We start from the raw sequence: 20,059 nt of genomic DNA, 5'->3' as shown, positions 1-20,059 counted from the left end.
ACCCCTCAGCTGACCGGGCCGCCGAAGGCCTCGATGCGATCGCCCTCAGCCAGCTTCACCATCGCGCGCTTCGTGTCCTTGCGCTTGCCCCAGCCGCTGCGGGTGCGCTTGCGCTTGCCCTCACGGTTGAGCGTGTTGACGGTCAGGACGCGGACGTTGAAGATCTGCTGGATAGCGATCTTGATCTGCGTCTTGTTCGCATCCGGCGACACGAGGAACGTGTACCAGTTGCGGTTCAGCTCGCTGTAGCTCTTCTCCGAGACGATCGGCGCGACGATGATGTCGCGCGGATCCGCGATGGTCGCCATCAGTTCTCCTCCTGCGTGGCCTCAGCCGGCACACCCAGGAACTCGTCCAGGGCGTCCTTGGTGAAGACCACGTCGTCGGCGACCAGCACGTCGTACGTGTTGAGCTGGCCGGCCTCGATCAGGTGCACCCGCGGCTCGTTGCGCAGCGACACCCAGTTGTTCTCGTCGGTCTCCGGGAGCACGACGAGCACGCGCTTGGCCAGCGTGACCTTGGCCAGCGTGGCCAGGGCGCCCTTGGTGGACTTGGTGTCGCCGGTCACGAAGCTCTCGACCACGTGCACGTGCCCGCCGCGGGCCCGGTCGGAGAGGGCGCCACGCAGGGCGGCGGCCTTCATCTTCTTGGGCGTCCGCTGGCTGTAGTCACGCGGGACCGGGCCGTGCACCACGCCACCGCCGGCGAACTGCGGTGCGCGCAGCGAGCCCTGCCGCGCGCGGCCGGTGCCCTTCTGCTTGTACGGCTTCTTGCCGCCACCACGGACCTCGCCACGGGTCTTCACCTTGTGCGTGCCCTGGCGCGCGGCGGCCAGCTGGGCCACCACCACCTGGTGCATCAGCGGGATGTTGGCCTGCGCGTCGAAGATGTCACTAGGCAGCTCGACCGAGCCGTTCTTGCCACCGTCGACGGTGATCACGTCGACCGACGTCATCACTTACCACCCTTCGTGGCCAGCACCTTGGCCGCGGAGCGGACCAGGATGAGCGCGCCCTTGGGGCCGGGGATGGCACCCTTGACGAGCAGCAGGTTGTTTTCGGTGTCGACCGCCTGAACGGTCAGGTTCTGCACGGTGTAGCGGCGACCGCCCATGCGACCGGCCATCCGGACGCCCTTGAAGACGCGACCGGGGGTCGCGCAGGCGCCGATCGAGCCGGGCGAGCGGTGCTTGCGCTCGACACCGTGGCTGGCCTTGAGGCCGTGGAAGCCGTGACGCTTCATCACACCCGCGAAGCCCTTGCCCTTGGTGCGGCCGGTCACGTCGATCGACGCGCCGGGCGTGAACGCCTCGACGGTGACCTCCTGACCGAGCTCGTAGTTGTCGGCGTCCGCCGTGCGCAGCTCGACGATGTGCCGCCGCGGCGCCACACCCGCCTTCGCGTAGTGGCCCGACTTCGGCTTGTTGACCTTGCGCGGGTCGATCGCGCCGTAGGCCAGCTGAACCGCGGCGTAGCCGTCCTTGTCACCGGAGCGGACCTGGGTCACGACGCAGGGGCCGGCCTGGACCACGGTGACGGGGACGACGCGGTTGTTGTCCCAGACCTGGGTCATGCCGAGCTTGGCGCCCAGGATGCCCTTCACTTGCCTGTCCATGAGTTCGCGTCCCTACAGCTTGATCTCGATGTCGACGCCGGCCGGAAGGTCGAGGCGCATGAGCGAGTCGACAGTCTTCGGCGTCGGGTCGATGATGTCGATCAGCCGCTTGTGCGTGCGCATCTCGAAGTGCTCGCGCGAGTCCTTGTACTTGTGCGGCGAGCGGATGACGCAGAAACGGTTGATCTCCGTGGGCAGCGGCACCGGGCCCGCGACCTGCGCCCCGGTCCGGGTCACCGTCTCGACGATCTTGCGCGCCGACGAGTCGACGACCTCGTGGTCGTAGGCCTTGAGCCGGATGCGGATCTTCTGTCCCGCCATGGTGGCTTCTGTTCCTTCTCTCGATGCCGCTCTTGTCGTGGGTTGGCCCCACTCCTCCGACCCCCGCGGTCGGGCGTGTCGCGCCCTGTGGCCAGGCTCCGCCGCAAAGCGGCGGTGTCTTTCGGGGGCCGGGCACCTCTAGAAGAGGTGCCACGCGCGAAGGGTGGCTGTGAGCCAGGGGCAAACAGCCACCCGTCGCGTACGCAACCTGACTAGTATGCCGGATCGAGTCCAGCAGACCTAATCGGGGTTACCTGTTTACTTGATGATCTTCGTGACGCGACCCGCGCCGACCGTACGACCACCCTCGCGGATCGCGAACTTGAGGTTTTCCTCCATCGCGATGGGCTGGATGAGCTTCACGGACATCGTGGTGTTGTCGCCCGGCATGACCATCTCGGTGCCCTCAGGCAGCGTGACGACGCCGGTGACGTCCGTGGTACGGAAGTAGAACTGCGGGCGGTAGTTCTGGAAGAACGGGGTGTGCCGTCCACCCTCCTCCTTGGAGAGGATGTAGACGGTCGCCTCGAACTCGGTGTGCGGGGTGTTCGTACCCGGCTTCACCACGACCATGCCGCGCTCGACCTCGTCGCGCTTGGTGCCGCGCAGCAGAAGGCCGACGTTCTCACCGGCGCGAGCGTCCTCAAGGGTCTTGCGGAACATCTCGATCGCGGTGACCTTGGTCTTGAAGCCCTTCTCCTTGATACCGAGAAGCTCGACGTCCTCGTTCGGCAGGAGCACACCGCGCTCCACGCGACCGGTGACGACCGTGCCACGACCGGTGATCGTGAAGACGTCCTCGACGGGCATGAGGAACGGCTTCTCGACGTCGCGCTCGGGCTGCGGGATCGAGGTGTCGACCGCGTTCATGAGCTCCATGAGCTTGTCGGTCCACTCGGGGTCACCCTCGAGGGCCTTGAGCGCCGAGACGCGCACGACCGGCAGGTCGTCGCCCGGGTACTCCTGCGCCGACAGCAGCTCGCGGACCTCGAGCTCGACGAGCTCGAGCAGCTCCTCGTCATCGACCATGTCGCTCTTGTTGAGCGCCACGACGATGTAGGGAACGCCGACCTGGCGAGCCAGCAGAACGTGCTCGCGGGTCTGCGGCATCGGGCCGTCGGTCGCCGCGACCACCAGGATCGCGCCGTCCATCTGCGCGGCACCGGTGATCATGTTCTTGATGTAGTCGGCGTGACCGGGGCAGTCGACGTGCGCGTAGTGCCGCGACTCGGTCTGGTACTCGACGTGCGCGATCGAGATCGTGATACCGCGGGCCTTCTCCTCCGGCGCCTTGTCGATCTCGTCGAACGGCGTGTAGGGGTTCACGTCCGGGTACTTGTCGTGCAGCACCTTGGTGATGGCCGCGGTCAGCGTCGTCTTCCCGTGGTCGATGTGACCAATGGTGCCGATGTTGACGTGCGGCTTAGTCCGCTCGAACTTCGCCTTCGCCACTGGTGTCCTCCTCAAGGACTTCTTGTTCCGTACGTCCTCGGCGCCAGATGGCACCGACGACACTGTCCGATTGGTGGGTGCTGGGACGATGAAGCCCCAGCACCCTCACACAGCTATTCGCCAGTTGCCTTGGCGATGATTTCCTTCGCGACGTTCTGCGGAACCTCGGCGTAGGAGTCGAACTGCATGCTGTAGCTAGCCCGGCCCTGGGTCTTCGACCGCAGGTCACCGACGTAGCCGAACATCTCCGACAGCGGCACCAGGGCCCGGACGACGCGAGCGCCGCTGCGCTCCTCCATCGCCTGGATGATGCCGCGCCGGGAGTTCAGGTCGCCGATCACGTCGCCCATGTTCTCCTCGGGCGTCGTCACCTCGACCGCCATCATCGGCTCGAGCAGTGCCGGGTCGGCCTTGCGGGCCGCCTCCTTCAGCACCATCGAACCGGCGATCTTGAATGCCATTTCCGACGAGTCGACCTCGTGGTACTGACCGTCGAGCAGGGTCAGCTTGAGGCCCACCAACGGGTAGCCGGCGAGGATGCCGTACTGCATGGCGTCCTGTGCGCCCGCGTCCACGGACGGGATGAACTCCCGCGGGATGCGGCCGCCGCTGACGGCGTTGGCGAACTCGTAGGTCGGTGCGTCGTTGTCGAGCGGCAACGGCTCGAGGCTGACGATGACCCGCGCGTACTGGCCGGAGCCACCCGTCTGCTTCTTGTGGGTGTACTCGACCTTCTCCACCTTGCGGCGGATCGTCTCGCGGTACGCCACCTGCGGCTTGCCGACGTTGGCCTCGACGTTGAACTCACGCCGCATCCGGTCGACCAGGATGTCGAGGTGAAGCTCGCCCATGCCGGAGATGACCGTCTGGCCGGTCTCCTCGTCGTTGCGGACCCGGAACGTCGGGTCCTCCTCGGCGAGGCGCTGGATCGCGGTGCCCAGCTTCTCCTGGTCGGACTTGGTCTTCGGCTCGATCGCCACCGAGATGACCGGCTCCGGGAACGTCATCGACTCCAGGATGACCGGGTTGGCCGGGTCGCAGAGGGTGTCACCGGTGGTGGTCTGCTTGAGACCCTGCACGGCGATGATGTCACCCGCCTGCGCGGTCGACCGCTCCTCACGCTTGTTGGCGTGCATCTGGTAGATCTTGCCGATGCGCTCCTTGCGGTCCTTGGTCGAGTTGATGACCGGAGAACCGGAGTCGAGCGTGCCCGAGTAGACCCGGACGTAGGTGAGCTTGCCGAGGTGCTTGTCCGTCTGGATCTTGAACGCGAGGCCCGAGAAGGGCTCCGTGTTCGACGGCTTGCGCAGCAGCGGGGTCTCACCGTCGGTGGCCACGCCCTCGATCGCCGGAACGTCCAGCGGCGAGGGGAGGAAGTCGACGACCGCGTCCAGCATCGGCTGAACGCCCTTGTTCTTGAAGGCCGAACCGGTCAGGACCGGGTTGGCCTTGCCCGCGATCGTGGCGCGGCGGATGCCGGCCTTGATGTCCTCGATGGTGAGCTCTTCGCCTTCGAGGTACTTCTCGGTGATCACGTCGTCGACATCGGCGAGCGTCTCGATGAGCTTCTCGCGCCACTCGGCGGCCTGGTCGGCGAGGTCTGCCGGGATCTCTTCGATCGCGTAGTCCTCACCCTTCTGGGTCTCGCCGCGCCAGGTCAGCGCGCGCATCCCGATCAGGTCGACGACGCCGATGAAGTCGGCCTCGTTCCCGATCGGGATCTGCAGCACCAGCGGGGTCGCGTGCAGCCGGTCGATCATCATCTGCACGCAGCGGAAGAAGTCGGCACCGGTGCGGTCGAGCTTGTTGACGAAGCACATCCGCGGGACGTTGTACTTGTCAGCCTGCCGCCAGACGTTCTCGGTCTGGGGCTCCACGCCGGCGACACCGTCGTAGACGGCCACCGCGCCGTCGAGGACCCGCAGCGACCGCTCGACCTCGACCGTGAAGTCGACGTGGCCGGGCGTGTCGATGATCTGGATCGTGTGATCCTTCCACTCGCACTTGGTGGCGGCGGAAGTGATCGTGATGCCTCGCTCCTGCTCCTGCTCCATCCAGTCCATGACGGCAGCGCCTTCGTGGACCTCACCGATCTTGTACGTGATACCGGTGTAGAACAGGATCCGCTCGGTGGTCGTGGTCTTACCAGCGTCGATGTGCGCCATGATGCCAATGTTGCGAACCCTGGCGAGCGCGTCTGCGGCGGCCACTTCAATCCCTCTTCGTCGTCGTTCGGGTGGTGGTTACCACCGGTAGTGGGCGAAGGCCTTGTTGGACTCCGCCATCTTGTGCGTGTCCTCGCGTCGCTTCACCGCGGCACCGAGGCCGTTGCTCGCGTCGAGCAGCTCGTTCATGAGGCGCTCAACCATGGTCTTTTCGCGGCGGGCCTTCGAGTACTGCACCAGCCAGCGCAGACCAAGCGTGGTCTGGCGGGGCGCGCGCACCTCGATCGGCACCTGGTAGGTGGCGCCACCGACCCGGCGGCTCTTCACCTCGATGGCCGGCTTCACGTTGTCCATCGCCCGCTTGAGGATGACGACGGGGTCAGTGCCGCCGCTCTTCTCACGAGCGCCCTCGAGCGCGCCGTACACGATGCGCTCGGCGAGCTGACGCTTGCCGCGCATGAGGATCTTGTTGACCAGCTGGGTCACCAGCGGGGAGTTGTAAACCGGGTCCGCGACAAGCGGACGACGCGGAGCGGGTCCCTTACGCGGCATGTCAGCTCTTCTCCTTCTTGGCGCCGTAGCGGCTGCGGGCCTGCTTGCGGTTGCGGACACCCTGGGTGTCGAGCGAGCCACGCACGATCTTGTAACGCACGCCGGGAAGGTCCTTCACACGGCCGCCACGCACGAGCACGATCGAGTGCTCCTGCAGGTTGTGGCCGACGCCGGGGATGTAGGCGGTCACCTCGATCTGGCTGCTCAGCTTGACGCGGGCGACCTTGCGCAGCGCCGAGTTGGGCTTCTTCGGGGTGGTCGTGTAAACACGCGTGCACACGCCGCGACGCTGAGGGCTGCCCTTCAGCGCGGGGGTCTTGGTCTTGCTCGTCTTCGCCTGCCGGCCCTTTCGGACCAGCTGCTGAATCGTTGGCACCGGGTTTTCCGCTCCCTTCGGCCGCTTACCAGCGGCCGCGCCGTCGCCTTAACCGCCCGAGTGGACGGTTCTCCAACACTCCAACCGGGCCAGGTGCTCCCGGTACCCGCGGTCGGGCGTGTCGGCCTCTCCACGGTCCCCGTGCGCGCTGACGCGAGCCCGGGTTTCTTGCCATTGTTCGTGCTCACGCACTCGGCGGCTTGGCGCTGCCTGGCCAGAACGGTGCGCGCACGCACGGATTGCCCGGGCGAGCCCGGGCACGAAAGGAAAGAGTACCCATCGCGAGGGCGCAGGTCAAAAGCCCTGTGACGCGCGCGATCAGGCTCTATCTCCGTCAATTGTAGCGGCTGCCCCGGAGGACTGCCGAGCCAGGCACTTGGCCGTATTGGGCCGGTTTACGCCGCTACCTGGAGCCCGACCGCGGCGAAGAACGCGAGCAGGGCGATGACCAGGCCGACGATCCCGCAGATGAAGCCCGCCGAGGCCAGTCCCTTGCCCTGGAACCGCATCGAGGCGGCCGGCCCGACCTGCCGGATCTGCCGCCGCCCGAGGATCCCCAACGCCACACCGGCCACGCCGGCCGACACGGCCAACACGGTGAACGCGCCGGCGGCCCAGGCACCCCACCCGTCCTGGGCACCCACGAGCCCGAAACAGAGCACGACGAACGACACGACGATCGAGGCGATGCCCGCGATCAGCCCGCCGACGGCCAGACCCGAGGTCGCCGGCGGCACCTCCAGGTGCACGATCCCGAACGCGGTGCCCGGCACGGCCTCGACCCGCCGGGTGCGCTGCTGCGCGTCGGTAGGCGGCGGCACCGAAACGGGCCGCGGCTGATTCACCGGGTAGACCGGTCCCCCCTGCTGCGCCACGCCCACGAGCATGCCATGCCCCACCACATCACCCGACGGGGTACAGAATTCCGCGACCTTTCACGCCGGCGTCAGTCAACGCCAGGCGCGAAGTCCTGCACGCCACCAGGCCCGGCCGACTTCAGAATCCCGATCACGGTCGCGACCACCACAGTCGCCAGGCAGAGCATGATCCCGATCCAGGCCAACCGCTCCCCGCGCCGAATCCACACACTGCCGGTCAGATACCCACCGGAAGCGAACGCCTCCCGCCGAGCCTGCCGAGCGAGCAAAAGAGCGACGGTCGCGGGAACCACCCCACCGACCAAAACCCCGGTAACCACGGCCAACAACCCCAACCCGAAAACGGCCCCAGCCTTGGAAGACCGAACCGGATCCGGATCAAGCGGATGCCGAAGCGCCTCAACGGGTTGCACGCCCCGACCCTATCCGCCCACCCAACCCGACGGCACGATGATCGCGTGACCCACTGGCACCCAGTAACCACGGGCAAATCCACCGCCCAGGTCTGGCAGAACGCCGACGCCTACCGCAAGCAAGGCGACCAAGACGAGATCGCCGCAGAAGCCGCCCGCCTAACCTGGCTAGCCACCCAAAACTTCCCGTGCCCCGAAGTCCTGGACCACACCCCCGGCACCCTGACCACCAAAGCCCTACCAGGCCGCCCGGCAAATACCTGGCCCGCGGCCCAGCGCCCCAGCCTGTCGGCCGCGATCGGCGCCCTGCTCCACGACCTCCATCAACTGCCGACAGCCACCTGCCCATTCGACCGCCGATTGTCGACCGCTATCAGCGAGGCGGAGGCAGCGGCTCGCACGGCGGATGTCGACTTGGCCAACCTAGACGCCGCCCGAGCAGGCTGGTCAATCGAACGCCTACGGGCAGAACTGCAATCCACCCGCCCACGAGAACCGGAGGACTTGGTGGTCGGCCATGGCGACCCCTGCCTACCGAACATCCTCTTCACGGACGACGGACGACCCACCGGCGTCGTCGACGTAGCCCGCCTAGGCGTAGCCGACCGCCACAACGACCTGGCCATAGCCACGAGAAACATCACCGCGAACTGGTCCGAGACCGAGGCGACAAGCTTCCTGGCTGCCTACGGCCTCCCCGAGCCAGACCCAACCAAGATCGCCTTCTACCGCCTACTGGACGAGTTCTTCTAGCCGTTCACAAACGCCACAACAGCGTCGAGCTCATACCCGTCGGTCGTGTCCACCCAGAACTCAGGCACATCCAACGCGACCCGCTCGAACTCCCGCACGACCCACTGCCCGTCAGCATGAGCGGCCCGCCGACGCTCCCCCATCCGCCGCCGCGCGATGTCAGGTTCAACCTGACACTGCACAACCTTCACCCGAGCCAACGGCGCCAACTGCTCCAACCCAGGCCGCCAAAGCCGATCCTGAAAAGCCGCCTCAGCGACAACCGTCACGCCGGCCGAGAGCAACAGCCGCAGCACACCAAAGAACGTCTCCAACGTGCGGAAGGCAGACTCGTCGGCCAACGCGGGCACGTAGTCGTCGACCCCGTGAACCATGCCCTCTTTGATCTCGTCGCGACAAATGGCTGGACACCCCACAGCAGTCGCCAACGCGTGCGCCAACGTGGTCTTCCCAGCCCCCGGCGGCCCACTGACAACAACCAAAGTCGGAAGCCGCCCCATCAACCGTCCCCAATGGACTGTGACCCGCGACCAGGCACGGAGTCGACAAAGGCCGAACTGAGTCAGGGCGGGGGAGAATATTGTGAATGCCGACTATAGAGGTCGCGCCCTCTGCGGCCTGTCGGCACTCACAATATTCTCCCCCGCCCTAAACGGCGACCACCAACGGCGAAGGCGCCCAACCCCAGCAGGGGAAGGGCGCCTCCGACGAACGTACGACAAAGACTTAGCGGTAAGACCCAAAGTCGAAGTCGTCGAGCGGAACAGCCTGACCAGCGGCCGGACCAAACCCGTAGTCGGTCTCGGGGTACCCGGTCATCGAGTACACCTTGGCCTTCGCCTCCTCGGTCGGCTCGACCCGAACGTTGCGGTACTTGCTGATGCCAGTACCCGCCGGGATGAGCTTTCCGATGATCACGTTCTCCTTGAGGCCGATCAGCGAGTCGCTGCGGGCGTGGATCGCCGCGTCCGTCAGCACTCGGGTGGTCTCCTGGAAGGAGGCCGCCGACAGCCAAGAGTCCGTGGCCAGCGAGGCCTTGGTAATACCCATCAGCACCGGACGACCAGCCGCAGGCTCGCCACCCTCGGACACGAGGCGGCGGTTCTCCGACTCGAACAGCGCCCGATCGACCAGCACACCCGGCAGGAACTCAGTCGAGCCGGAGTCGATGACCGTGACCCGCTTGAGCATCTGGCGGATGATGATCTCGATGTGCTTGTCGTGGATGAGCACGCCCTGCGAGCGGTAGACCTCCTGGACCTCGTTGGTCAGGTGGACCTGGACCGCGCGCGGACCGAGGATGCGCAGGAGCTCGTGCGGGTCGATGGTGCCTTCGGTGAGCTTCTCGCCCACCTCGACGTGCGCACCGTCGCCGGCCCGGAGCTTGACACGGCGGGACACCTTGTCGTGGACGATCTCCTCGCTGCCGTCGTCCGGCACGATGATGATCTTCCGCGAGCGCTCGCCGTCCTCGATCCGGATGCGACCCGGAGACTCCGCGATCGGCGCCTTGCCCTTGGGGACACGGGCCTCGAAGATCTCCTGGACACGGGGCAGACCCTGGGTGATGTCCTCACCCGCGACGCCACCGGTGTGGAAGGTACGCATCGTGAGCTGCGTACCCGGCTCACCGATCGACTGGGCGGCGATGATGCCGACCGCCTCGCCGACGTCGACGGTCTTGCCGGTCGGCAGCGAACGGCCGTAGCAGGCCGCGCAGACGCCCAGCTTCGACTCGCAGGTCAGCACGCTGCGCACCCGCACGGTGTCGACACCGGCGGCCACGAGCTTGTCAACCATGATCGAGTTGAGGTCAGCGCCCCGCTCGACCACGAGCGAGCCGTCGGGACCCTTGATGTCGTCGGCCAGCGTCCGCGCGTGCACACCGGTCTCGGCGTGCTCGTGAACGATCAGCTTGCCTTCGGCGGTGTTGGTGCCGACCTGCATGGTGATCGCCCGGTCGGTGCCGCAGTCCTCCTCGCGGATGATCACGTCCTGCGAGACGTCGACCAGACGACGGGTCAGGTAACCCGAGTCGGCGGTACGCAGAGCGGTGTCAGCCAGACCCTTACGGGCACCGTGCGTGGAGATGAAGTACTCCAGCACGGACAGACCCTCCCGGTACGAGGCCTTGATCGGCCGCGGGATGATCTCGCCCTTCGGGTTGGCCACCAGACCACGGATCGCGGCGATCTGACGGAGCTGGAGGAGGTTACCGCGGGCACCCGAGTTGATCATCTTCCACAACGGGTTTTCCTGCGGCAGTGCGGTCTCCATCTCCTTGGCGACCTCGTTGGTCGCCTTGGTCCAGATCTCGATGAGCTCGCCGCGACGCTCCTCGGCGGTCATCAAACCACGCTGGTACTGCTTGTCGATCTGCTCGGCCTCGCGCTCGTAACGCTCGAGGATCTCCCACTTGCGCGGGGGCTGGATGACGTCTTCCATGCCGATCGTCACGCCGGACCAGGTGGCCCAGTGGAAACCGGCCTCCTTGAGCCCGTCGAGGGTCGCGGCCAGCGCCACCTTCGGGAACCGCTCGGCGAGGTCGTTGACGATCGCCGAGAGCTGGCCCCGCCGGATCTCGTAGTTCACGAAGCGGTAGCCCGGGGGCAGCGTCTCGTTGAACAGGATCCGGCCCAGGGTGGTGTCGACGGTCAGCTGCTCGCCGGCCGTCCACTCCTCCGGGACCTCCCACTTGGGCTGGCCCGCGCCGTTGTCGACCTCGACGATGTTCTGGAGGCGAACCTTGATCGGCGCCTGCAGGTGCAGCTCGCCGTTGTCGAACGCCATCCGCGCCTCGGCGTCCGAGCTGAACGCCCGGCCCGCGCCCTTCTCCTCCGGAGAGAAGTGGGTGAGGTGGTAGAGGCCGATGACCATGTCCTGGGTAGGCATGGTGACGGGCTTGCCGTCGGCCGGCTTGAGGATGTTGTTCGACGACAGCATCAGGATCCGCGCCTCGGCCTGGGCCTCGGCGGACAGCGGCACGTGCACCGCCATCTGGTCACCGTCGAAGTCGGCGTTGAAGGCGGTGCAGACCAGCGGGTGGATCTGGATCGCCTTGCCCTCGACCAGCTGCGGCTCGAACGCCTGGATGCCCAGTCGGTGCAGCGTCGGTGCGCGGTTGAGCAGCACCGGGTGCTCGCCGATGACCTCTTCGAGCACGTCCCACACCACCGGGCGCTGGCGCTCGACCATGCGCTTGGCGGACTTGATGTTCTGGGCGTGGTTGAGGTCGACGAGCCGCTTCATCACGAACGGCTTGAACAGCTCGAGCGCCATCTGCTTGGGCAGGCCGCACTGGTGGAGCTTGAGCTGCGGGCCGACGACGATGACCGAACGGCCGGAGTAGTCGACGCGCTTGCCGAGCAGGTTCTGGCGGAACCGGCCCTGCTTGCCCTTGAGCATGTCGGACAGCGACTTCAGCGGGCGGTTACCCGGGCCGGTGACCGGCCGGCCGCGGCGGCCGTTGTCGAACAGTGCGTCGACGGCCTCCTGCAGCATCCGCTTCTCGTTGTTGACGATGATCTCGGGAGCACCCAGGTCGATCAGGCGCTTGAGGCGGTTGTTCCGGTTGATCACCCGGCGGTACAGGTCGTTCAGGTCGCTGGTCGCGAACCGGCCACCGTCGAGCTGGACCATCGGCCGCAGGTCCGGCGGGATCACCGGGACGCAGTCGAGGACCATGCCGAGCGGCGAGTTGCGGGTGTTGAGGAACGCCGCGACAACCTTGAGCCGCTTGAGCGCACGGATCTTCCGCTGGCCCTTGCCGCTGCGGATGATCTCGCGCAGCAGGTCGGCCTCGGCGTCGAGGTCCATGTTCTGCAGCAGGGCCTTGATCGCCTCAGCGCCCATGCCACCGGTGAAGTACTCACCGAAGCGGTCGCGCAGCTCGCGGTAGAGCAGCTCGTCGGTGACCAACTGCTTGGAGTCGAGCTTGCGGAAGGTGTCGAGCACCTCGTCGAGGCGGTCGATCTCGCGCTGCGCCCGGTCGCGGATCTGGCGCATTTCGCGCTCTCCGCCCTCCTTGACCTTGCGGCGCACGTCGGCCTTGGCACCCTCGGCCTCGAGCTCGGCCAGGTCGGCCTCGAGCTTGGCGGCGCGACCCTCGACCGCGGAGTCCCGGCTGTTCTCGGACTGCCGCTTCTCGGCGAGGATCTCGTTCTCGATGGTGCTCAGGTCGCGGTGGCGGGCCTCGGCGTCCACGCTGGTGACAACGTAGGACGCGAAGTAGATGATCTTCTCGAGGTCCTTGGGCGCGAGGTCGAGCAGGTAGCCGAGGCGGCTCGGCACGCCCTTGAAGTACCAGATGTGCGTAACGGACGCGGCCAGCTCGATGTGGCCCATCCGCTCACGCCGGACCTTGGAGCGGGTCACCTCGACGCCGCAGCGCTCACAGATGATGCCCTTGAACCGGACGCGCTTGTACTTACCGCAGTAGCACTCCCAGTCGCGCTGAGGACCGAAGATCTTCTCGCAGAAGAGCCCGTCCTTTTCCGGCTTCAGGGTGCGGTAGTTGATCGTCTCGGGCTTCTTTACCTCGCCGTGCGACCACTGACGGATGTCGTCAGCCGTGGCAAGGCCAATGCGCAGCTCGTCGAAGAAGTTGACGTCGAGCAATTTATGTCCCTCGAGTCTGTCGTTTCTCGTACCTACCGGGCGGGGAGCCGGGGCCCTGGTTGGGGCCCCGGCTCCAACTCACACTTCCTCGACGCTGCTCGGCTCACGCCGGGACAGGTCGATGCCGAGTTCCTCCGCGGCGCGGAACACCTCGTCGTCGGTCTCGCGCATCTCGAGGGCCACGCCGTCGCTGGAGAGCACCTCTACGTTGAGGCACAGCGACTGCAGCTCCTTGAGCAGCACCTTGAACGACTCCGGGATGCCCGGCTCTGGAATGTTCTCGCCCTTGACGATCGCCTCGTAGACCTTCACGCGGCCCAGCACGTCGTCGGACTTGATCGTGAGCAGCTCCTGCAACGCGTACGCCGCGCCGTAGGCCTGCATCGCCCAGCACTCCATCTCGCCGAACCGCTGGCCACCGAACTGCGCCTTACCACCCAGCGGCTGCTGCGTGATCATCGAGTACGGGCCGGTCGAGCGAGCGTGGATCTTGTCGTCGACCAGGTGGTTCAGCTTCAGGATGTAGATGTATCCGACCGCGATCGGGTCGGGCAGCGGCTCGCCGGACCGTCCGTCGAACAGCTGCGCCTTACCCGAGCCACCGACCAGCTGCACTCCGTCCCGGTTGGGCAGGGTGCTGCTGAGCAGCCCGGTGATCTCTTCTTCCTTGGCACCGTCGAAGACCGGCGTGGCCACGTTGGTGTCGGGAACGGACTCCCCGGCACCGATGGACTTCAGCGCGGTCTTCCACTTGGTGTCGTCGCCCTCGATCTTCCAACCGGTCTTGGCGACCCAACCGAGGTGCGTCTCCAGCACCTGGCCGATGTTCATCCGGCTCGGCACACCGAGCGGGTTGAGCACGATGTCGACCGGGGTCCCGTCCTCGAGGAACGGCATGTCCTCGACCGGCAGGATCTTCGAGATGACGCCCTTGTTGCCGTGGCGGCCGGCGAGCTTGTCGCCGTCCTGGATCTTGCGCTTCTGTGCCACGTAAACACGGACCAGCTCGTTGACGCCCGGGGGCAGCTCGTCGCCGTCCTCGCGCGAGAAGGTGCGAACGCCGATGACCGTGCCGGTCTCGCCGTGCGGAACCTTCAGCGAGGTGTCCCGGACCTCACGCGCCTTCTCACCGAAGATCGCGCGGAGCAGTCGCTCCTCCGGGGTCAGCTCGGTCTCGCCCTTGGGCGTGACCTTGCCGACCAGGATGTCACCGGTGACCACCTCGGCGCCGATCCGGATGATCCCGCGCTCGTCGAGGTCGGCGAGCATTTCCTCGCTGACGTTCGGGATGTCGCGCGTGATCTCCTCCGGGCCCAGCTTGGTGTCGCGGGCGTCCACCTCGTGCTCCTCGATGTGAATCGAGGTGAGGGTGTCCTGCTGCACCAGCTTCTGGGACAGGATGATCGCGTCTTCGTAGTTGTGACCCTCCCAGGGCATGAACGCCACGAGCAGGTTTCGCCCGAGCGCCATCTCGCCCTCGTCGGTGCACGGACCGTCGGCGACGACCTGACCGGCCTCGACGCGGTCGCCCTCGAAGACCACCGGCTTCTGGTTGACGCAGGAGCCGGAGTTCGACCGACGGAACTTGTGCAGCAGGTACGTGCGGCGGTGGCCGTCGTCCTGGTGCACGGTCACGTAGTCGGCGCACAGGTCCTCGACCACGCCACCGACCTCGGCCACGACCACGTCGCCGGCGTCGACCGCGGCACGGTATTCCATGCCGGTGCCGACGAACGGGGACTCGGCCTTGACCAGCGGCACGGCCTGACGCTGCATGTTGGCGCCCATCAGGGCCCGGTTCGCGTCGTCGTGCTCGAGGAACGGGATCATCGCGGTCGCGACAGACACCATCTGGCGCGGCGAGACGTCCATGTAGTCGACTGCGGTGCCGGTCACGAAGTCGACCTCACCGCCCTTTCGGCGGACCAGGACGCGGTCCTCGGCGAAGGTGCCGTCAGCCTTCAGCACGGCGTTGGCCTGTGCCTTGACGTAACGGTCCTCTTCGTCGGCCGTCAGGTAGTCGATCTGGTCGGTGACCACACCGTTGTCGACCTTGCGGTACGGCGTCTCGATGAAGCCGAACGGGTTGACCCGCCCGAACGTCGAGAGCGCACCGATCAGGCCGATGTTCGGGCCTTCCGGCGTCTCGATCGGGCACATCCGGCCGTAGTGGGACGGGTGCACGTCGCGGACCTCGAAGCCCGCCCGCTCACGGGACAGACCGCCCGGGCCGAGCGCGCTCAGCCGGCGCCGGTGGGTGAGACCCGCCAGCGGGTTGGTCTGGTCCATGAACTGCGAGAGCTGCGAGGTGCCGAAGAACTCCTTGATCGCAGCCACCACAGGGCGGATGTTGATCAGGGTCTGCGGCGTGATCGCCTCGACGTCCTGGGTGGTCATCCGCTCACGGACGACCCGCTCCATGCGGGACAGGCCGACCCGAACCTGGTTCTGGATCAGCTCGCCGACCGTACGCAGGCGCCGGTTGCCGAAGTGGTCGATGTCGTCGGCCTCGTAGCCGTCCTCACCGGCGTGCAGCCGGCACAGGTACTCCACGGTGGCGACGATGTCGTCCTCGGTCAGCGTGCCCTTGTTGATCGGGACGTCGAGCTCGAGCTTCTTGTTGAACTTGTATCGACCGACCTTGGCTACGTCGTACCGCTTCGGGTTGAAGAAGAGGTTGTCGAGCAAGGTCTGGGCGTTCTCGCGCGTCGGCGGCTCGCCAGGGCGGAGCTTGCGGTAGATGTCGAGCAGTGCCTCGTCGGCACCGGCGATGTGGTCCTTCTCGAGCGTGGTCATCATGAGCTCGGACCAGCCGAACCGCTCGCGGATCTGCTCGTTGCTCCAACCGACAGCCTTCAGCAGGACCGTGACGGCCTGCCGACGCTTGCGGTCGATGCGGACGCCGACGGTGTCGCGCTTGTCGATGTCGAACTCCAGCCAGGCGCCCCGGCTCGGGATCACCTTGACGCTGGAGAGGTCGCGGTCGGAGGTCTTGTCCGGCTGCTTGTCGAAGTAGACGCCCGGGGACCGGACGAGCTGGCTCACCACGACGCGCTCGGTGCCGTTGATGATGAAGGTGCCCTTGGGCGTCATCATCGGGAAGTCACCCATGAACACGGTCTGGCTCTTGATCTCGCCAGTCGTGTTGTTGGTGAACTCCGCGGTCACGAAGAGCGGCGCGCAGTAGGTCAGGTCCTTCTCCTTGCACTCTTCGATCGAGGCCTTGACCTCGTCGAAGCGGGGCGCGGAGAAGGAAAGGGACATGGTGCCAGAGAAGTCTTCAATCGGACTGATCTCTTCGAGAATCTCTGCGAGACCCGAGCGAGCGTGCGGATCATCAGCCGACCGGCCCTGCCACGCCTCGTTGCCAACCAGCCAGTCAAATGACTCGGTCTGGATAGCGAGGAGGTTGGGGACCTCGAGGTGTTCCGTGATCCGGCCGAAGGAAATTCGGCGGGGAGCGAAAGCGCTCGACGTACGACTGGTCTTCGCAGGGCGGGAAGCTGCCAAGATGCGTCCTTCCGAGGACCGGTGTTGCTAAACGGCCGTTGTTCGTGCAGTCCGACGGGCCCTACCCGCAAACGCCCAGATGGACATTACGGACAGGGTCAAAGACGGAAGACACGGCAAACTAGCAGTGTAGCCGAACGGCTAACCGCTGTCCAGCCCGCAGCGCAGGAGATCGCGGAGCGTGTCTTGGGGCACCCGTAGGCGCCGCACTGGCCGCTCAGAACGCGTCTTCTGCACCTCAATCAGGTCTGGTGTCCCATACCCAACCGGTGGCTGTTGCAAGCGCGGAAGGTCTTGCTTGATGCCAGCGTGCCTGTCAGCACACTCCGCGTCAAGGGTTATGACGCGGGTCGGACCAGGTCTTTGAACTTGATCCGATTCGAGCGTACGCCGACGGGCGGCGATCCGTGGATCGCCGCCCGTTGGTTGGTTCGGTACTTACTTGAGGGTGACCTTGGCGCCTTCGGCCTCGAGCTTGGCCTTGGCCTTCTCCGCGGTCTCCTTGTTGGCCTTCTCGAGGACGGCCTTCGGCGCGGCCTCGACCAGGTCCTTGGCCTCCTTGAGGCCCAGGCCGGTCAGCTCGCGCACGACCTTGATGACCTGGATCTTCTTGCCACCGTCGGCGTCGAGGATGACGTCGAACTCGTCCTGCTCCACGGCCTCTTCGGCAGCGGCGCCACCGGCCGGGCCGGCAGCGGCGACCGCGACGGGCGCGGCGGCCTTGACGTCGAAGGTCTCCTCGAACTGCTTCACGAACTCAGAGAGCTCGATCAGCGTCATCTCCTTGAACGCGTCGAGCAGCTCGTCAGTGCTGAGCTTCGCCATGTTTCCTTACCTCTTTTGGTAGATCGTGGGTCGGTGATGCGCTCAGGCCGCGTCGGCGACCGGGGCGCTTTCCTGCTCGCGCTTGTCCTGCAGAGCGGCGACCGTACGGACGGTCTTCGACAGCGGCGCCTGGAACAGGGCCGCGGCCTTGGCCAGGTTGGCCTTCATGCCGCCGGCCAGCTTGGCCAGCAGCACCTCGCGGGACTCGAGGTCGGCGAGGCGGTTGACCTCTGCGGCCGTGATGGCCTTGCCCTCGAAAACGCCGCCCTTGATGACGAGAAGCGGGTTGGCCTTCGCGAACTCGCGCAGGCTCTTCGCTGCTTCCACGACGTCGCCGGAGACGAAGGTGAGCGCGGTAGGACCGGTGAACAGCTGCTCGATGCCGTCGATGCCCGCCTCAGAGGCTGCCCGCTTGGCCAGCGTGTTCTTGGCGACCGAGTAGGTGACTTCCTTGCCCAGCGTGCGCCGCAACTGAGTGAGCTGCGACACCGTCAGGCCCCGGTACTCGGTCAGCACGGTGGCGCCCGAGCTACGGAACTGCTCGGTGAGCTCGGCGACGGCGGTGGCCTTGTCGGCCCGAACCGGCTTGTCCGCCATGTCCCTCCTTCCAAATGCTCGAAGCTGGCTTGCTCGGCTCCGAGAATGGGAAACGCCCTGGCGCAGGGCGCACGGGGCGGGAGGGCGGCTGGGCCGCGGCTCACGAACCGTTCAACCTGCGCGGGCCGCTCCCGATGCGGAGCCTTCGATCACGCCTTGCGGCGCGATGACCAGCGGTCTCTGGTGGAACTTCGTGGGAAAGACTACGCGACGCGACGACACGCGCCAAATCAGCCCCGGGTACGACGCAACCGAGCGTAGATCGCACCCACCACACCAGCCCACAGCGCGGCCTGGATCGTGAGCGCCGGGATGGTCGCGCTGTCCGGGTGACCGGCCAGATGGCGGGCGGTGGCCATCAGCGGCGGGGCGAGCCAGGGCGCCACGGAGTTGTCGAGGCCGAGGACGATCGCCAGCACCGACCCGGTGACCAACACGGCGACCCCGTAGAGCGTCGACCGGGTGATCGGCCGGCTCGCCAGGGCGCCGAGGCCGACGGCCCCGACCAGGGCGGCGGCGTGCGCCCACAGCCCGGCCCCGATGCCACCCGGCCCCGTGATGCCGCCGACCAGCCAGGGCAGCACCATCGCCAGCGCGACGGTGACCAGCCCGACCACGCCGGCGGCGAGCAGCCCGGCGGTGACCTCCCGACGCAACCCGACGGCACTGACCGCCAGCCGGCGCTGCACGTCGGGCTCGGTGTCCAGCAGCAGCTTGGCCTGCCACGCGATCACCGGAAATAGCGCCACGGCGGAGAACCCGTACGCCTCAGCGGCATCGGACTTCCCACCGCCGTAGATGATGCTGACCACGACCAGGGTGCCGAGCAGACCGGGCAGCGCCCGCCCGCTGCGCAGGTAGGCGGTGAGCCGCATCCGTACCAGCGCGGTCATCCTCAGACCTCGGCCTTCGTGCGCACAGCGACCACATCGTGCCCATCGGCCCGCAGCGCGGCCGCGGTCTCCTCGGCATCGTCAGCGGGCACCGCGATCTCGATGATCGCGATCTCGCGCTCCTGCCGAGGCTCCCCCTGTGCCACGGTGCCATCGGCGACGGTCCAGGTGACGGCGCCAGGCAACCGCCCGGTCTCACCCCGATGATCACTGACGAGCACTGTGCCGCCGGCGGCGACCACCTCGGCAACGATCCCGGGCACGAGCTCGCGGGCGGCCGCGTCGAGCCCCTCCCAGGGCTCGTCGAGCACGAGCAGACCCGGCTTGGGGATCAATGCCTGCGCGAGGCCGACCTTCTGCGCGGTCCCCTTGGAAAGCTCACCCAACCGAGTGCCCCGATAGGACGCCAACCCGAGTCGGTCGACCCAGGCCTCGATGGCGTTCTGGTCGACGGCGCCGTGCAACCTCGCCATCGCGGTCAGGTAACCCACGACAGTGAACGGTTGGTCGGCCGGAAACCGCTCAGGCACCCAGCCGACCGGGGTGGGCCGCTCCTTGATCGCGCCGCTGCTGGGCCGCAACACACCCGCCGCCAGTTGCAGGAGGGTCGACTTTCCGGCGCCATTGCGCCCGAGCACGACGACGGTGCCGCCCGCGGGGATCTCGACGTCGACCTCCCGCAGAACCCACGGGCCGCGCCGGCCATAGCGGTAGGAAACGCCGTCCAGTCGCACGCCGGTGACTCTCCCACGTCGTCCTTGGAAACGGAACACGTGGTTGGCTGGTCGCGTCGCCGGGGCTTTGCCCCGGACCCCAGCCGAGCTGCGGGGACCCGCGGGTCGGGCGGGGCGGGTCCCGTTGTCGGACTTCGCAAGGGCATCAGGATCTCCGGGCGGTGACAAGGTCGTACGTCCGGTGGGGCGCTCCACCTTGTCACCGCCCGGAGATCCTGACTTCAGGGCTACGCCCGACAACGGGACCCGCCCCTAGGCTGCGGCTTTGGTTGGGGACGCGGCCTGGATCCACGAAGTCCGTCTTGGATGGCGGCTTCGACCTGGCTCGCAACCCCGAATCCAGCCGCGCCCGACCTGCC

Annotated in this window: 18 protein-coding genes; 1 reads left to right on the top strand and 17 read right to left on the bottom strand. The window is 66.9% G+C overall.

Features of this window, described 5'->3' with window-relative positions:
* Positions 1-5 precede the first annotated feature (5 nt).
* From rplW to BLV39_RS05125, 10 genes are all read right to left on the bottom strand, one after another.
* Positions 6-308, bottom strand: coding sequence for a 50S ribosomal protein L23 (rplW, locus tag BLV39_RS05170; RefSeq protein WP_090787904.1), 303 nt, complete (start codon positions 306-308; stop codon positions 6-8).
* Positions 308-955, bottom strand: a complete 648-nt coding sequence (rplD, locus tag BLV39_RS05165) for a 50S ribosomal protein L4 (protein WP_090787901.1) — start codon at positions 953-955, stop codon at positions 308-310. Before rplD ends, rplW begins: the two co-directional genes overlap by 1 nt.
* Positions 955-1,614: a 50S ribosomal protein L3 gene (gene rplC, locus BLV39_RS05160; protein ID WP_090787898.1), complete on the bottom strand. Its 660-nt coding sequence runs from the start codon at positions 1,612-1,614 to the stop codon at positions 955-957. The genes rplD and rplC overlap by 1 nt, the downstream gene beginning before the upstream one ends.
* A gap of 12 nt (positions 1,615-1,626) precedes the next feature.
* Positions 1,627-1,935 (bottom strand): 30S ribosomal protein S10, encoded by a 309-nt coding sequence (gene rpsJ, locus BLV39_RS05155; RefSeq protein WP_007073037.1) that lies wholly within the window; start codon positions 1,933-1,935, stop codon positions 1,627-1,629.
* A 258-nt stretch (positions 1,936-2,193) separates the two neighbouring features.
* Positions 2,194-3,387 (bottom strand): elongation factor Tu, encoded by a 1,194-nt coding sequence (gene tuf / locus BLV39_RS05150; RefSeq protein WP_090787895.1) that lies wholly within the window; start codon positions 3,385-3,387, stop codon positions 2,194-2,196.
* 113 nt (positions 3,388-3,500) lie between these two features.
* The gene (gene fusA, locus BLV39_RS05145) at positions 3,501-5,597 is read right to left on the bottom strand and encodes an elongation factor G (protein WP_090787893.1); all 2,097 of its coding nucleotides are present in this window, start codon (positions 5,595-5,597) and stop codon (positions 3,501-3,503) included.
* A 33-nt stretch (positions 5,598-5,630) separates the two neighbouring features.
* On the bottom strand, positions 5,631-6,104 hold the full coding sequence (gene rpsG / locus BLV39_RS05140) for a 30S ribosomal protein S7 (protein WP_089244855.1): 474 nt from the start codon (positions 6,102-6,104) through the stop codon (positions 5,631-5,633).
* 1 nt (position 6,105) lies between these two features.
* Positions 6,106-6,480 (bottom strand): 30S ribosomal protein S12, encoded by a 375-nt coding sequence (rpsL, locus tag BLV39_RS05135; protein WP_014440718.1) that lies wholly within the window; start codon positions 6,478-6,480, stop codon positions 6,106-6,108.
* A 395-nt stretch (positions 6,481-6,875) separates the two neighbouring features.
* Entirely contained in the window at positions 6,876-7,355 is a 480-nt protein-coding gene (locus BLV39_RS05130) for a hypothetical protein (protein WP_239083720.1), read from the bottom strand.
* 71 nt (positions 7,356-7,426) lie between these two features.
* Positions 7,427-7,771: a hypothetical protein gene (locus BLV39_RS05125; RefSeq protein WP_090791150.1), complete on the bottom strand. Its 345-nt coding sequence runs from the start codon at positions 7,769-7,771 to the stop codon at positions 7,427-7,429.
* Positions 7,772-7,816: 45 nt separating this feature from the next.
* Here BLV39_RS05125 and BLV39_RS05120 point away from each other — a divergent pair, with 45 nt between their 5' ends.
* A complete protein-coding gene (locus BLV39_RS05120; protein ID WP_239083719.1) occupies positions 7,817-8,524 on the top strand; it encodes an APH(3') family aminoglycoside O-phosphotransferase in 708 nt (235 codons plus the stop codon).
* On the opposite strand, the gene BLV39_RS05115 is transcribed toward BLV39_RS05120, so the two are convergent.
* The 7 genes from BLV39_RS05115 to BLV39_RS05085 form a co-directional block, all read right to left on the bottom strand.
* A complete protein-coding gene (locus BLV39_RS05115; protein ID WP_090787884.1) occupies positions 8,521-9,024 on the bottom strand; it encodes a P-loop nucleotide/nucleoside kinase family protein in 504 nt (167 codons plus the stop codon). The genes BLV39_RS05120 and BLV39_RS05115 overlap by 4 nt on opposite strands.
* Before the next feature lie 226 nt (positions 9,025-9,250).
* On the bottom strand, positions 9,251-13,141 hold the full coding sequence (locus tag BLV39_RS05110) for a DNA-directed RNA polymerase subunit beta' (RefSeq protein ID WP_090787881.1): 3,891 nt from the start codon (positions 13,139-13,141) through the stop codon (positions 9,251-9,253).
* Between the two features lie 78 nt (positions 13,142-13,219).
* Entirely contained in the window at positions 13,220-16,651 is a 3,432-nt protein-coding gene (gene rpoB / locus BLV39_RS05105) for a DNA-directed RNA polymerase subunit beta (RefSeq protein ID WP_090787878.1), read from the bottom strand.
* A 438-nt stretch (positions 16,652-17,089) separates the two neighbouring features.
* Positions 17,090-17,476, bottom strand: a complete 387-nt coding sequence (gene rplL, locus BLV39_RS05100; RefSeq protein ID WP_090787875.1) for a 50S ribosomal protein L7/L12 — start codon at positions 17,474-17,476, stop codon at positions 17,090-17,092.
* Between the two features lie 42 nt (positions 17,477-17,518).
* Entirely contained in the window at positions 17,519-18,073 is a 555-nt protein-coding gene (gene rplJ / locus BLV39_RS05095) for a 50S ribosomal protein L10 (RefSeq protein ID WP_090787872.1), read from the bottom strand.
* 230 nt (positions 18,074-18,303) lie between these two features.
* Entirely contained in the window at positions 18,304-18,966 is a 663-nt protein-coding gene (locus BLV39_RS05090) for a hypothetical protein (RefSeq protein ID WP_090787869.1), read from the bottom strand.
* A 2-nt stretch (positions 18,967-18,968) separates the two neighbouring features.
* Positions 18,969-19,700, bottom strand: a complete 732-nt coding sequence (locus BLV39_RS05085; protein WP_090787866.1) for an ATP-binding cassette domain-containing protein — start codon at positions 19,698-19,700, stop codon at positions 18,969-18,971.
* Between the last annotated feature and the right edge of the window lie 359 nt (positions 19,701-20,059).

The sequence above is a fragment of the Asanoa ishikariensis genome (assembly GCF_900107455.1).
Lineage (GTDB): Bacteria > Actinomycetota > Actinomycetes > Mycobacteriales > Micromonosporaceae > Asanoa > Asanoa ishikariensis.
The sequence above is the reverse complement of the archived record's forward strand: the minus strand, read 5'-3'. Positions and strand labels throughout refer to the sequence as shown.